We start from the raw sequence: 13,957 nt of genomic DNA, 5'->3' as shown, positions 1-13,957 counted from the left end.
CTTTAATAATAAAATCACCTTAAATTAGTTTTAATTGTTTCAAGTCCTTGACCCATAATATATTCTAAATCAATAGCTATTTTATCTCCTTTTAGAACATTAATCTCATCAATTGGAATAAATAATGGAGGATTAAGCATTGGAGTTGGTCCACAAATTATATTTTTAGAAAGTTTTGTAAAAGTTGTAATTTTAATTGAATTAATTTTAGAATTTTTACAAACAGTAAATTCTAGAGAACTTTGAAACTTTGGATTAATATTACTTGAAAAATTATAATTAGAATAATTAATAGCTTTTGATAATATTTCATAGCTATTTTTAATAGAATCATCTTCATTATGAATATATTCTCTGTTTGTATAAGCTAATTCAGCTATATTTATAATACCTTCTGGAATAATTTTAGAAGATTCTTTTAAATTTTCATGAATATGATTTAATGCAAGTACTTCCTCTTCATCAATTAAAGCAGTATCTAACATTTCACATATAATTAAATCAAATTTAACATCACTTTTAAAGTCTAAAATATCTAAGTTAAGTATTTCAATGTTTTTAAAGTTTTTAAGATTTTCTTTTGCAGTTTCATAAGTTTTTTTATCTTTTTCAATAGCTATTATATTAGAATTTGTATTACAAGCTATAAAATAAGATAATATTCCAGAACCACAACCAATATCTAAAATATTTAGGTCATCGGAATTATTTAATAAAAAAAAGTCATTGATTGCTTCATAAAAAGAAGAAAGTCTATCATTATCATTTAAAAGGTTAAAATGATAATGAGTAGTTAAAAATTTCATAGATTAAGATTCTCTTATATCCTCACCATTTGCAGTACTGGTGAGTTTTACATGTTCTACTCCTTTGAGTCTCATCATTTTTTCTGTTAATTCCCTAATATCATTGATGTCCCCATTAACTACAATAATTTCCATACAGTATTTTTTAGTCATATGAATGTGCATACTAGTGTTAATTTCATTTCTAAAGTTATGTTGGATTTCTGCTAAATTTTCCATAACTCCTGTATAGTGATGATCATAAATAATTGTGACAATACCTATTCTTTCTCCTTCCATTTCATTCATCCACTGATATCTTACAATGTAGTCTTGAAGAGCATCACGAATTCCTTTAGAACGTGATTGATATCCTCTTTCTTTTAAAACTTCATCAAAATCAGCTAATAATTTTTTTGGAAGAGACATACTTATTCTTATCATAATAAAAAAATCCTTTAAATAAAATTTAATATTTTAATATAAATCTTTTATAGATAATAATTTTAAATTTGAAATATATAAATGTTATTATTAATTTAAATATTATTAATACTTTAATAAAAAATGTAAGAATAAAAATATGATTTTTAAGTAAAAAAATTAGTATAAATTAAAGTAATAAATAATATTCTCCATCATTTTTACTAATCTTTTTTAATAATCCTTTATTTTCTAATGATAAAATAATATGATACATTCTAAAATTAGTTAATTTCAAATCTCCATAGAGTAAATTTCCTTCTAATATATATCTAGGAACGGTATTATCTTCATTGACTATTCCTTGAATAATTTCTAAAGAATCTTTTTCTTTTTTATCTAGTTCTGCATTTTTAACATCAAGTTGTGAGTCTACTGCATTAATAATAGCTTCATTATCCGATAATTTAACCCTATTCATTTCATATGAAATTAATTCTTTTTCTTTTAAAACATTTAATATTTCATTTAATTCATGTTCATATATTCCAAGTTCTTCTTTTAAAATATTTTCAGGAATACCATCATCAAATTCAAAATTAAATATTTTTATTTGATTTAAAACTAATTCTTCTTTTTTAGTAATTGTTATCATGAGAATCGAAAATAATTATATATTAAATTATTAATTTTAAGCTTTATTAAATATTATGATTTAAAAAAAAAATGGAAGTGTTTTAAAAAATCAACAAAATTTATATAATATTAATTATATAATTTTAATCTGTAATAGAATAAATAGAGGTTTCCCTCTATTTTCTATATGAGATTTCTGAGTATTTCAAGTGTCAGCTTTATTATACTCAGAATCTCTAACAGATTTTTTTTAATTATTTTTACACCTCCAAATTTTATAGAAACATATGTTTTCTACAATACTATATTTTACAAAGTGCTTATTTAAGTTTTCTATTTTTTATTGCAGTTATATTTAAAAATTTAGGTGAATTAATAAAATTAATTTAAAAAATAAGATAAATAATTGAACATAACCTAAATTTCTCCAATTGAAAAAATTTATTAAATTTAAAAAAGAACATATAATTTATGGTTAATGATGATGAAATTTTCACAGATCTTGAAAATTTAAGTAAAAAAAAATCTATCTTACAGGAAGATTTACTTAAAGTTTTAAAAAAATATTCTAAAACTATTTCTGTCTTTGATTTAATGAATGCTTCTACTCTTTTAAAGGAAGATGGAAAATATATTCAAGTACAATATCGTGACCAATTCTTAGAAGTATATATAAAATACTTCATCATGCGTGTAAAAGATATTAGTGAAAACAACAACATATACACTAACAGTATAAATCAAGAAGAATTTGAAGAATCTACAGATTTATTAAAAAAACAATTTAATAAAGATAAAAATGAAGAAAGAAAAAAAAGTAGATTTCCATTAATTTATGCATTATGCTCTTTTTATTCAACTTATATTTTAGAAGAACCTATACATCCTGTTGGAACTCCATTTCCTGGAAATTTAAAAGTAGAAGAAAAAAATGGAATTTATTATTGTCCTGTTAAAGATAATCAAAACGATAATCCTAATGCAGTATGTAAATTATGTTTAGCTATTCAAACAGAATAGCTATTAATCATGTCCTGCCATAGGAACACCAGTTAAAGCTGATGCTTCTAAAGATAAGGATCTTAAATTTTCTTTTTCGAATTTAGATACATGAGTATTACCCGCTTGTTGAACTAACATACAAGCTTCTTCACACATTGCATCAATATATCTTGAAACATTAACACCCATCTTTTTATAATCCATTCTATGTCTTAAAGAAATATCTTGAGTAGCTATTCCTTTTCTGCATTTTCCAGAATAACAAACTTGACAAACTCTACAACCAATAGCTGTAAGAGCAGAAGTTGCAATATAAACTGCATCTGCACCTAATGCTAAGGCTTTTGCAAGATCAGCACCAGATCTAATGCCTCCAGCAGCAACTAAAGATACATCTTCTCTTAAATTAACTTCTTTTAAAGCCATATCTGCTTCAACAATTGATGCAATAGTTGGAATACCAGAATGTTCCATAATTACATCAGGTCCTGCACCAGTTCCACCTTGCATACCATCTACAACAATTATATCTGCTCCACCTTTAGCAGCTATTTTAACATCAGATGAAACTCTTCCTGATGCAAACTTAACCATAATTGGTATTTTCCAATCTGTAATTTCCCTTAATTGAGAAATTTTCATACTTAAATCTTCAGGTCCTACAATATCCATGTGTCTTGCAGGAGATAATGCATCAGATCCTTCAGGAATCATTCTAATTTTAGATACTTCAGCTGTAACCTTTTCACCTAAAAGATGACCTCCCATACCTGATTTAGCTCCTTGACCTATTTTAATTTCAACTGCATCTGCTTTATTTAAAACATCAGCAGAAATTCCAAATCTTCCTGAAGCATATTGAGCAATTAATTTATCAGCTAAATCTCGCTCTTCTGGAAGCATTCCACCTTCACCAGTATTTGTAACAGTACCAGCTAAAGATGAACCTAAAGCTAAAGCCATTTTAGATTCTTTACTGATAGCTCCAAAAGACATAGCCCCAATCATTATAGGAACATCAAGTTTTAAAGGATTTTCAGCATACCTACTTCCTAAGACAACATCAGTTCCACAAGGTTCCCTATACATGTCTAACGGTGGTCTTGAAGCTTGAGCAGGAATTACAACCAAATCATCAAAATTAGGAACTTGTCTAAGTGCACCAGTACTTCTTATTTTATATGAACCAGTATTAGACTTTCTAACAATTTCTGAAATATCATTATAAGTCCATGCTTCACGAGGATCATCTGGTACAGCATTAATTTCAATTGCTTTATTTGGACACATTTCAAGACAAATTCTACATCCAACACAATTATTTTGATTTAAAGGTTGTGGTTCACCATAAACTATTTCATAAACATCATGAGGGCAATTATTATAACAAGAAAAACATTTTTGACATTGCTTTTCATCTATACTATCACATAAATACCAACAGCATCCTGGTCTGTCGAAATTTCTTTTACATAAGTCTGGATTTCTCTCAACTTTATATGGCATATTTTTCCCTCCTTTTAATGTCCATAAAATGGTCTTTTACTTTCTGGAACTATTTTTTTAAAATTATCATAATCTGAATCATCTAAATCGAAATCATATTTATTTAAGATTTCTTTTAGCTCATCAATATCTTCATTATCAATATCAACTTTTTTAGCATTTTTTCCTAAGCTGCCAATATCTCCTTTAACATAAATAACACCTCGGATAATTGATTCTGCTACATCATCACCAATATCACCAAGAATTATCATTTTACCACCCATCATGAAAATCCCTGTCATAAAACCTGAATTTCCACCAATGACAATGGTCCCACCTTTCATTATTTCTCCAGTTCTAGCACCTGCACTTTTTTTGACTACTAAAGTACCATCATATATCCCTTGGCCTGCACCATCACCAGCAGAACCATGAACAATGATTTCACCACCAGTCATATTATCTCCAACAAACCAACCAGCATTACCTTTAATATTTAAATGAGCTTTATCTATCATTGTACCTGCAAAATATCCAACAGATCCATCAAGTGTAATTTCACTATCCCCATTAAAACCTGCAACCATATAATGCATAGAATTTGGATTTTCAATAAGAATTTTCTCTTCTTTATTTGCTAGTTCTTTTATTTTTGAATTTAATTCACGTGGGGAAATAGAAGATGCATCAATTTTAGCTATTTTACTCATAAAATCACCTTAAATTTCATAAACCCTTACTTCTCCAGGATATATTTGTTCTACATTATGAGTATCAATAACTTTACTTAAAGATACTTCTTCTGATGCTATGGCAAACAATTCATCATTTTCAGCCATAACTCCTGGACGTAAACCTAATTTATCTTTAGCAATACCAATACCATTTGGAGTTCCAATAATATATGAAAATGGGCCATCTAAATCTTCTACAGATTGTTGTAATGCTTCTTCAAGAGAATATCCTGTATTTAATTTATCTGCAATATAATGAACAACACATTCAGTATCATTAAAGGTTTCAAAAACATGTCCTTTTCTTTCTAATGGATCTCTTACATGCCAATAATTAGTAATTTGGCCATTATGAACAACAGAAACATCAGGAATAATATAAGTTTGAAAAGGGTGTGCATGATATCTATCAACATTACTTTCTGTTGAAAACCTTGTATGACCAATACCATGTGTTCCTTTTATATCCCTAACATTATACCTATCAGCTATTTCTAAAACAGAACCCACATCTTTAACCATTTCAAAAGAATGACTACCATTTAATACAATAACTTCTTCAATTTCATCAACAGAAGATATTAATGGTTTTAACTGGGCAAATTCATCTAGTTTTATTTTACATTGATAAATATAAGAATCTCCAACGGTTGGAAGAATTTTATCATCAATAATAGGAGTTACAAAATTAATCGCATCTTGGACAGATCCTAAAAGTTTTTTTTGTTCTTTTACTTGGATTTTTAAAATGTATTCTCCCTCATTTAATCCAGTCCCACCATAGATTGCAAAACCTGCAGAATCTGGTCCTCTATGTTGAAGTGCATCGAGCATATCTGTCATACTACTTCCTACATCATGTAATTTTTTATCTTTATAAACAATTCCTGCTATTCCGCACATTTTAAAACTTCTCCAATAAAATATTCATGAATAAGAGTATCATCAGTTAATTCTGGATGAAAAGATATAGCTATATTTCTTCCTTGTTTAATAGCTATTATTTCATCATCATATACAGATAAAACCTCAATATCCTCTTTAGATTCATCATAACTTTTTAAACCAGGAGCTCTAATAAATACTCCTAAGAAATCTTTATCAAAAATATTTATATTTTTTTCAAAGGAATTTACTTGTCTACCATATGCATTTCTTTTAACTTCAATATCCATAAGGCCTAATAAGTCTTGTTTAAAATCAGTTTTTTTTGCAAGTAAAACCATTCCTGCACAAGTTCCTAAAACTGGAATTTTATTATCTATAATAGCTTTATCTATACCTCTTTTAGCTATTAATTTTCCAATAACAGTACTTTCACCACCAGAAATTATAATTCCATCACAACCTTTTACATCATCAGAATATCTAACTTCTTTAACTTCTCCAGAAATACCTAGTTTTTTTAAAGATTTTTCTGAAATGTCATAGTGTTCACTCACTGCTCCTTGTAGATTTAAAATTCCAATTACAACCATAAATTCACCGAAAATCCTTGTTTATTTAAGAAAAATATAAAATTCATCTATAAATATATATTAGTTAAAGATTTCATCAACATATTTTATATATTTTTATATATTTAAATATGTCGGAAGTATACTTCCATTAAATGATATTTCTAAAAAATTAATTAAAATTTTAGTAAAAAAAATATATTTGTATAAAAAATAGTAGTCAAAAAGATAAAAAATTGATTAATTATATAAATTAGAATACAAGAAAATTAATAATTTCATGTATTACATCTTTTAATTTATCAACAGTTTTTTTCTCCTACCAAAAAATCTATAATTATTTCAATTTTTAGATTATGTTTATCTAATAAATCCATAGTATCAACATTAGTAAATTTATTTAATAAATCTGAATTAGGATTATTAACAGCAGTTGAAGATATGTAGAATGAATTTATATAATGATTTTCATCTGATAAATCTGAAACTACTGTTTTTGAAATTAATCCAAACTTAGTCAATCAATTACAAGATAGGAGAGAAATCTTATTATAATATTAATCTATGATTTAGCAGCAGTTTTAATATGATTTATTGCATTGTTTGCACCAGTTTTTACAAAACCACTTTCATCATCTAATAATTTTTCAAGATAAGGAACAGCTTTTTCATCTTTAATATTACCTAAAGCCCATGCAGCAGCTCCACGAACTTTCCAATCAGGATCATCTAAAATTTTGATTAAAGGTTCTAATGCAGCTTCTCCCATATTACTTAAAGCAGTAGAAGCTTCTCTTCTTACAAGTTTATTATTATCACGTAAAGTATCAATTAAAGGATTAATAGCTTTAGGGTCATGAATATACCCTAAGATTTTAGCAGAATTTAATCTAATATTTTTATCTTCATCATTTAAAGAATCTATTAATAAATCAACAGATTGCTCTGCATTAATCTCTAAAAGACCAGAAACATCTAAAACCTCCAATTCATCAGCACTTTTTAAACCTTGAATAAGTTCTTCCATACTTCTTTCCATTTTAAAACCTCACTTTTATATGCTTATTACATATATATTTATACTAAATAGTATAAAAATATTTCGGTTAATTACGAACAAATGTGAGTTTATGTATAAAGTTACTTTAATAGCTGGAGACGGAATAGGAAAAGAAGTAATGGAAGGAGCTAAAATAGTTCTTGATAAATTAGATTTAAATTTATCCATAAGTGAAAAACATGCAGGTAATGATTGTTTTAAGAAAACTGGAACAACATTACCAAGTGAAACTTTAAATAGTGCAAAATCATCAGATGCTGTATTATTTGGAGCAACAACTTCTACACCTAATGAAAACAGTCCAATAATAACACTTCGAAAAGAACTAGAAACATATGGAAATTTAAGACCTATAAAATCATTTAAAGGAGTTAAATGCATTTATGATAATTTAGATTTTTTAATAGTTCGAGAAAATACAGAAGGGTTGTATTCACAACAAGAAACAATTTCAAAAGATAAAAGCGAAGCAGAAGCATTAAGAATTATTACAAAAAAAGCAAGTGAAAAAATCTCTGAGTTAGCTTTTAAACAATGTATCAAACATAATTATAAAAAAATTACATGTGCACATAAAAGTAATGTTTTAAAAAAAACAGATGGGATATTTAAAGAAAGTTTTTATAAAATAGCTCAAGAATATCCAAACATTAAAACTAATGATTATTATATAGATGCAACTGCAATGTATTTAATTACAAAACCCCAAGAATTTGATGTGATAGTTACAAGTAACTTATATGGAGACATACTATCTGATGAAGGAGCAGGATTAGTTGGAGGATTAGGTTTTGCACCATCAGCCAATATTGGAGATGAACATGGATTATTTGAACCAGTGCATGGATCTGCACCAGATATTGCAGGTAAAAATATGTCAAATCCAACAGCCATGTTATTATCATTATCTATGATGCTTGATTATTTAAATGAAATAGATTTAAGTATAAATTTAGAAAAAGCGATTGAAAAAACTTTAAAAGAAAAAAAAGTATTAACACCTGATTTAGGAGGAGTTAATACAACTATAGAAATGGCTAAAGCAATAGCAAATATATTATAAATTGGAGGAGTTAAAATATTAAACATAACAACATTTTTAGATGCTAATTCGTGTAGATTATCAAAAGATGTATTTTATGATATTGAAAATAATGTTAAATATAATTCCAATGAGATATTATCCATTGTATCAGAAATTGGAAGAAAATTATATGATTTTAATATTAAAAAAGGAGATAGAGTTTTAATATATTTAGATAATTCACCAGAATATCTTTTTTCATTACTAGCTATTTGGAGAATAGGAGCTATAGGAATTCCTGCAAATAGAGTTTTAACCTTACCTGAAATTAAATATATGTTAAATGATTCTGATTCTAAATTAATTATAACAGATGATGAAGCTCTTGAAAATTTAGAAGATATTAATATTTCAAAATATATAATTGAAAATATTGATGAGTTTAAAGATTGCGAAATTTTAAAGGCAGAGCCAACCGATTGGGATGATTTATGCCAATTACAATATACATCAGGTACAACAGGAAAACCTAAAGGATCTATGTTAACACATGGAAACTGGTTTTCAGCTATTTATAATGAATGTGATGTATTAACACTAAAACAAGATGATGTTTATTTAGGAATTTATCCAATGGCACATGTTGGAATATCTTGGGGAATATCAGCACTAAGATCTGGATCACTTTATATAATGATGAGAAAATTTGAATTAAATAGCTATTTAGAAATTTGTGATAAAGAAAAAGTTACAGTATTAACAGGAATGCCTCCTGTTATTCATTCATTAACTAGTTTAGAAGATTCGAAGATAGGTAAATTAAAAACAGTTCGAGAAATAATTAGTGGAGGAGGGCCATTACATAAGAAGATATGGAAAGAATTTTATCAAAAGTTTAATATTCCTATAATAAACTCTTATGGATTATCTGAAACGATTGTAATTGGAACAGGAACAGTAATACGTCCAGAAGATTATGTAAGTGCAGATAGATTTGAAAGTGTAGGTCATCCTGTTTGTTTTTCTGAGGTGAAAATTGTAGATGAAAAAGACCCTCAAAAAGAATTAGAAAAATATGAAAATGGAGAAATAGCTCTTCGAGGTCCAGCTATAGCTAAAGGTTATTGGAACATGGAAGAAGAAAGTAGGAAAACATTTTTAGAAGATGGATGGTTTTTAACTGGAGATATCGGCTATATTGATGATGATAATCGTTTATTTATAACAGATCGTAAAAAAGATATGATTGTAATGAGTGGATGGAAAATATACCCTACAGAAGTAGAAGAAACATTAATCCATTACACAAAAGTTAAAGAAATAGCTATTTTTAGTATTAATGATTGTCATAGAGGAGAATTACCTGTTGCTGCAGTAGTTTGGAATGAAAAAGAAGACACAGAAGGTTTAATTAATTATGCAAGAGAAAACCTTGCAAGATATAAAGTTCCAAAAAAAATAATTAGTTTAGATGAACTTCCAAGAGTAAATGGTTGGAAATTACTTAGAAAAGATTTAAAAGAAAAATATAATGAAAGGATGTTTCATTAATCTATAACATCACATGTAATAATTAAATCATTAGATAAACCATATTCTTTTTTATCAAAAGTTATAGTTTCTCCTTCTTTAATTTCAGTTAAAAAATTAAATAATACATCTTCATCGGTTAATTTAGAAATATCCTTATCTAAATTATCATATTTCTTTTTTGTAGTAGCATTATCTAAATCCATAATAGGAAATCCGCCATAAGTTCCTAAGTCTGGATTATAAAATACTATTCTATCCATTTGACCATCTTCGACAGTGTAAAAAGCTTTAACTTCAACATCAGATTCTTTTAAAGTAATATCAATATCATTTTTCATTTTATAACCATATTTTAAAAAGTTTTATTATATTATATATGTAATTTATAGATATTAGTAGTTTTAGGAAAAATGATTATTTATAAATCATTGTTCCAATACCATTAGTTGTAAAAATTTCTAAAAGAAGTGCATGTTCTAATCTTCCATCAATAATATGAGCAGATTTTACTCCACCTTCAATAGCTTTAACACATGTTTCAATTTTAGGAATCATACCACCAGAAATAACTCCTTTTTCAATTAAATCATCTACCTCATCTATTTTTATTTTTTGTATTAAAGAACTCTCGTCATTTGGATCTTTTAAAACGCCTGGTACATCAGTTAAAATAATTAATTTTTCTGCATCAGTTTCTTTAGCTATTTCACCTGCTGCAGTATCAGCATTTAAATTTAAAGTGTTTCCGTCATCACTCATACCAATTGGAGATATAACTGGAATAAAGTCATTTTCTGTAAACATTTCTAAAATTGAAGAGTTTATAGAAACAATTTCCCCAACAAGACCTAAATCAATTTCCTCTTCAATTCCTGTTTCAGAATCTGTAATTTTATGAGTTGGTTTTTTAGAAGCTTTAATTAAACCAGAATCTTTACCTGATACACCAATACCTTGACCACCATGAAGGTTGATTTGAGATACAATATTTGTACTGATTTTTCCAACTAAAACCATTTTAACTATATCCATTGTTTCTTCATCAGTTACTCTAAGACCTTTAATAAATTTAGGTTCCTTTCCCAATTTATCCATTGATCTAGATATCTCTGGACCTCCACCATGAACTATAATAGGTTCCATTCCAACATATTTCAATAATACTGTATCACGGCTTGTTGATGCCATAGATTCCTTATCAATCATTGCATGGCCACCATATTTAATTAAAATTTTCTTTTTATGGAATTTTTTAATATATGGTAAAGCTTCAACTAAAATATTAACATCTTTCATAAAATCACTAATCAAATTTAAATTTATTAAAAAAAGTATTTAAAAATTTCTTTTAAATTAAATTTCCCATTTAATAATTGTTTTACCAAATTCTTTATTATTATCTGTTTTAAAAGCATTAGTTAAATCTAATAAACTTTTAACTTCAATGCAATCTGTTACTAAATTACTTAAGTATGACATCATTTTAGGATTAGATTTAATTAAATTAATAGCTTCAATGAAATCTTCTCTTTCACTCCTACTTATTCCTAGAAAAGTAAGGCCTTTTTCTAAAATTAAACGAGTATTTATAGCTACAGGAAATTCTGAAACTCCGAATAAAGAAATAATACCTTGAGGAGCAGATAATTCAATAATTTGATTAATTGCATTTTGTGATGAAAGAGATCCAACACATTCAAAACTATGATCAATAACTAAATCCTCTGGAATTTCATTTATTTTATAAGTTTTATCTGCAAATGAAAATAAATTTAAGTTTTCTCTGTGTTTACCAAAAACAATAACTTTAGACTTTGGAAAATATGTTTTTAAAACCAAAGATACAATAAAACCTAAGCTACCATCTCCCCATACACCTAAAACTTCATTTTTACCATGTGAAATTTCTTTAAATCTATTAATACCATGACATGCTACAGATACTAGTTCTAAAAATGATGCAACTTTAAAATCAATTTCTTCAGGTAATTTAATTAATCTATCTTTTTTAAAAGAAATTAAATCACTAGTAAAACCATCAAAATCACTTCCTCTAAATTTAGAAGATTCCAGATAATTAAGACTTAAATAATCATTTTTTTCATGAGGAATATTTGGAATAAGAGATACAATATCCCCTACATTAAATTCCCCAGTATTATCCTTTATAACCTCACCAATTCCTTCATGAATTAATGCCATTGGTAATTTTTCATCTAAAATAGCTGATTCTCTCTTTCCTTGATAATATCTTTGATCAGCTTTACAAATAGATAAATATTTAGGCCTTACAATAACATCACTATTTATATTCATCTCTGAATAGATTTTTTCAAAATATTTAGGAGATTTAAGTTTATAAATATTATTTATCATTGTTTAAAACCTTATTAGTTAAAATTACATTAGCTACTTGTAAATCATAAGGATAAGTGATTTTAATATTAGTTTCATCACCACAAACCAAAGCAACATCCTCGTTATTTAAAACAAATATTTTACATGCATCAGTTAAAGTATTTTTATCTTCTTTTGATAATTTATCATATAATGAAATAAATTTATTAATTTTAAAGCTTTGAGGAGTTTGACCTTGATATAAATTATCCCTATTAGGAATAGAAGTGATTTTTCCATCTTTTGCTTCAACAATCGTGTCTGTTGCAGGAATAACTGTATCACATACTCCAAAACTTTTAGCTATTTTAATATTATCTTCAATAACCTTATAAGTTACAAATGGACGAACAGCATCATGAGTTATAAGAATTGAATCATCATTTATTTTAAAATTATCATTAATATAATCAATTCCATTAATAATTGTGTCATTTCGAAGATTTCCACCTTCTAAAACAATTATTTTATCATTGTGTGGAAAATATTTATTTATTAAATCTTCTGTATGAGAAATATAAGATTTTGGAGTTAAAACGATAATTTTTTCAAATCCCTCAAATAAAGAAAATTTTTCAATTGTATGAATTAAAATAGGTTTATCACCAAGAAGTAAAAATTGTTTAGGTTTATCAATACTACCCATTCTAGATCCAATTCCACCAGCCAAAATAGCTGCAAAAATCATATTATGCACCTTTTTCAAAAATAATTAAAAAATGAGATTTACCTTCAGGAATATCTTCACCAATTTCATTATTTAAATAAGTCATGCTTAAATCATGTTTATTAAAGAATTCTTCAATTTCTTCTGGAGAACTTCTAACTACATAAGGAGGGCCATTTTTTACTTCTTGTTTTTTATAATCCATAATAGCTATCTTACCACCAGGTTTTATGATTCTTTTAAGTTCTTCAATAGCTTCATCTATTACGCGACGAGCTTTAAATCCATGAAAAACATTAACCATTAAAATTACATTTAATGTATCATCATCTAAATCAACATGCTCTGCAATATCAGATTGAATAGGAATTAAATTTTCAAGATTTTCTTTTTCTTTTAAAGCTATTAAATCATCCACTGATGGAGCATAAACATCAAGTGCAAAAACTTTACCTTGATTAATTAATTTTAGTGCTTCAATAGCTATGTGGCCATCTCCACATCCAGCATCCATAAAATATTCATCGCCTTTAAGATTTAATTCATTTAAAATAGAAGAAGTATCTAAAAAGCTTTCACTAGACATTCCTTGAATTCTATGACCATTTGCTGGTAACATATGTGCTTTTTTACTCATTTTAATTCTCCAAAAATATATTATTTATAAGATATGTTTTTACCTATTAAATAATTTTTTAAAAAAATAATGATAGAGTTGTTATGAAAATTTAAAAATAATATATTTAATTAA

17 protein-coding genes are annotated in these 13,957 nt (G+C 26.6%); 3 read left to right on the top strand and 14 right to left on the bottom strand.

The window, feature by feature from the left end; translation table 11 throughout:
• Positions 1-14: 14 nt before the first annotated feature.
• From ACA134_RS03990 to ACA134_RS03980, 3 genes are all read right to left on the bottom strand, one after another.
• Positions 15-806, bottom strand: coding sequence for a methyltransferase domain-containing protein (locus tag ACA134_RS03990; RefSeq protein WP_409200888.1), 792 nt, complete (start codon positions 804-806; stop codon positions 15-17).
• 3 nt (positions 807-809) lie between these two features.
• The gene (gene nikR, locus ACA134_RS03985; protein WP_409200887.1) at positions 810-1,229 is read right to left on the bottom strand and encodes a nickel-responsive transcriptional regulator NikR; all 420 of its coding nucleotides are present in this window, start codon (positions 1,227-1,229) and stop codon (positions 810-812) included.
• Positions 1,230-1,398: 169 nt separating this feature from the next.
• On the bottom strand, positions 1,399-1,863 hold the full coding sequence (locus tag ACA134_RS03980) for a hypothetical protein (RefSeq protein WP_409200886.1): 465 nt from the start codon (positions 1,861-1,863) through the stop codon (positions 1,399-1,401).
• Between the two features lie 452 nt (positions 1,864-2,315).
• On the opposite strand from ACA134_RS03980, the gene ACA134_RS03975 reads away from it, so the two are divergent.
• Positions 2,316-2,864, top strand: a complete 549-nt coding sequence (locus ACA134_RS03975) for a DUF2115 domain-containing protein (RefSeq protein WP_409200885.1) — start codon at positions 2,316-2,318, stop codon at positions 2,862-2,864.
• Positions 2,865-2,867: 3 nt separating this feature from the next.
• On the opposite strand, the gene ACA134_RS03970 is transcribed toward ACA134_RS03975, so the two are convergent.
• The 6 genes from ACA134_RS03970 to ACA134_RS03945 form a co-directional block, all read right to left on the bottom strand.
• On the bottom strand, positions 2,868-4,352 hold the full coding sequence (locus tag ACA134_RS03970) for a glutamate synthase-related protein (RefSeq protein WP_409200884.1): 1,485 nt from the start codon (positions 4,350-4,352) through the stop codon (positions 2,868-2,870).
• Between the two features lie 14 nt (positions 4,353-4,366).
• Positions 4,367-5,044, bottom strand: a complete 678-nt coding sequence (locus ACA134_RS03965; protein ID WP_409200883.1) for a tributyrin esterase — start codon at positions 5,042-5,044, stop codon at positions 4,367-4,369.
• 9 nt (positions 5,045-5,053) lie between these two features.
• On the bottom strand, positions 5,054-5,971 hold the full coding sequence (locus ACA134_RS03960; RefSeq protein ID WP_409200882.1) for a glutamine amidotransferase: 918 nt from the start codon (positions 5,969-5,971) through the stop codon (positions 5,054-5,056).
• Complete coding sequence (gene pdxT / locus ACA134_RS03955) at positions 5,959-6,546, bottom strand: pyridoxal 5'-phosphate synthase glutaminase subunit PdxT (RefSeq protein WP_409200881.1); 588 nt, start codon at positions 6,544-6,546, stop codon at positions 5,959-5,961. The genes ACA134_RS03960 and pdxT overlap by 13 nt, the downstream gene beginning before the upstream one ends.
• Positions 6,547-6,827: 281 nt before the next feature.
• Positions 6,828-7,046, bottom strand: coding sequence for a hypothetical protein (locus tag ACA134_RS03950; RefSeq protein WP_409200880.1), 219 nt, complete (start codon positions 7,044-7,046; stop codon positions 6,828-6,830).
• Positions 7,047-7,087: 41 nt separating this feature from the next.
• Positions 7,088-7,564 carry a HEAT repeat domain-containing protein gene (locus tag ACA134_RS03945; protein WP_409200879.1) on the bottom strand — a complete coding sequence of 159 codons (477 nt, stop codon included), beginning with the start codon at positions 7,562-7,564 and terminating at the stop codon, positions 7,088-7,090.
• A 91-nt stretch (positions 7,565-7,655) separates the two neighbouring features.
• Between ACA134_RS03945 and aksF the strand changes: the two genes are divergently transcribed.
• Positions 7,656-8,648 carry a homoisocitrate dehydrogenase gene (gene aksF / locus ACA134_RS03940; protein WP_409200878.1) on the top strand — a complete coding sequence of 331 codons (993 nt, stop codon included), beginning with the start codon at positions 7,656-7,658 and terminating at the stop codon, positions 8,646-8,648.
• A gap of 15 nt (positions 8,649-8,663) precedes the next feature.
• Complete coding sequence (locus ACA134_RS03935) at positions 8,664-10,160, top strand: class I adenylate-forming enzyme family protein (protein ID WP_409201064.1); 1,497 nt, start codon at positions 8,664-8,666, stop codon at positions 10,158-10,160.
• On the opposite strand, the gene ACA134_RS03930 is transcribed toward ACA134_RS03935, so the two are convergent.
• The 5 genes from ACA134_RS03930 to ACA134_RS03910 form a co-directional block, all read right to left on the bottom strand.
• A complete protein-coding gene (locus ACA134_RS03930; protein WP_409200877.1) occupies positions 10,157-10,480 on the bottom strand; it encodes a hypothetical protein in 324 nt (107 codons plus the stop codon). The genes ACA134_RS03935 and ACA134_RS03930 overlap by 4 nt on opposite strands.
• Before the next feature lie 76 nt (positions 10,481-10,556).
• The gene (gene argB / locus ACA134_RS03925; protein WP_409200876.1) at positions 10,557-11,438 is read right to left on the bottom strand and encodes an acetylglutamate kinase; all 882 of its coding nucleotides are present in this window, start codon (positions 11,436-11,438) and stop codon (positions 10,557-10,559) included.
• Positions 11,439-11,495: 57 nt separating this feature from the next.
• The gene (locus ACA134_RS03920) at positions 11,496-12,518 is read right to left on the bottom strand and encodes an alcohol dehydrogenase catalytic domain-containing protein (RefSeq protein ID WP_409200875.1); all 1,023 of its coding nucleotides are present in this window, start codon (positions 12,516-12,518) and stop codon (positions 11,496-11,498) included.
• Positions 12,508-13,227 (bottom strand): 2-C-methyl-D-erythritol 4-phosphate cytidylyltransferase, encoded by a 720-nt coding sequence (locus tag ACA134_RS03915; RefSeq protein WP_409200874.1) that lies wholly within the window; start codon positions 13,225-13,227, stop codon positions 12,508-12,510. The genes ACA134_RS03920 and ACA134_RS03915 overlap by 11 nt, the downstream gene beginning before the upstream one ends.
• A 1-nt stretch (position 13,228) precedes the next feature.
• Complete coding sequence (locus tag ACA134_RS03910) at positions 13,229-13,843, bottom strand: class I SAM-dependent methyltransferase (protein ID WP_409200873.1); 615 nt, start codon at positions 13,841-13,843, stop codon at positions 13,229-13,231.
• Between the last annotated feature and the right edge of the window lie 114 nt (positions 13,844-13,957).

This window comes from Methanobrevibacter sp. DSM 116169, from assembly GCF_046197865.1.
Lineage (GTDB): Archaea > Methanobacteriota > Methanobacteria > Methanobacteriales > Methanobacteriaceae > JAHKLT01.
Note: the sequence above shows the minus strand (reverse complement) of the source record. Positions and strands in the feature narration are given on the sequence as shown.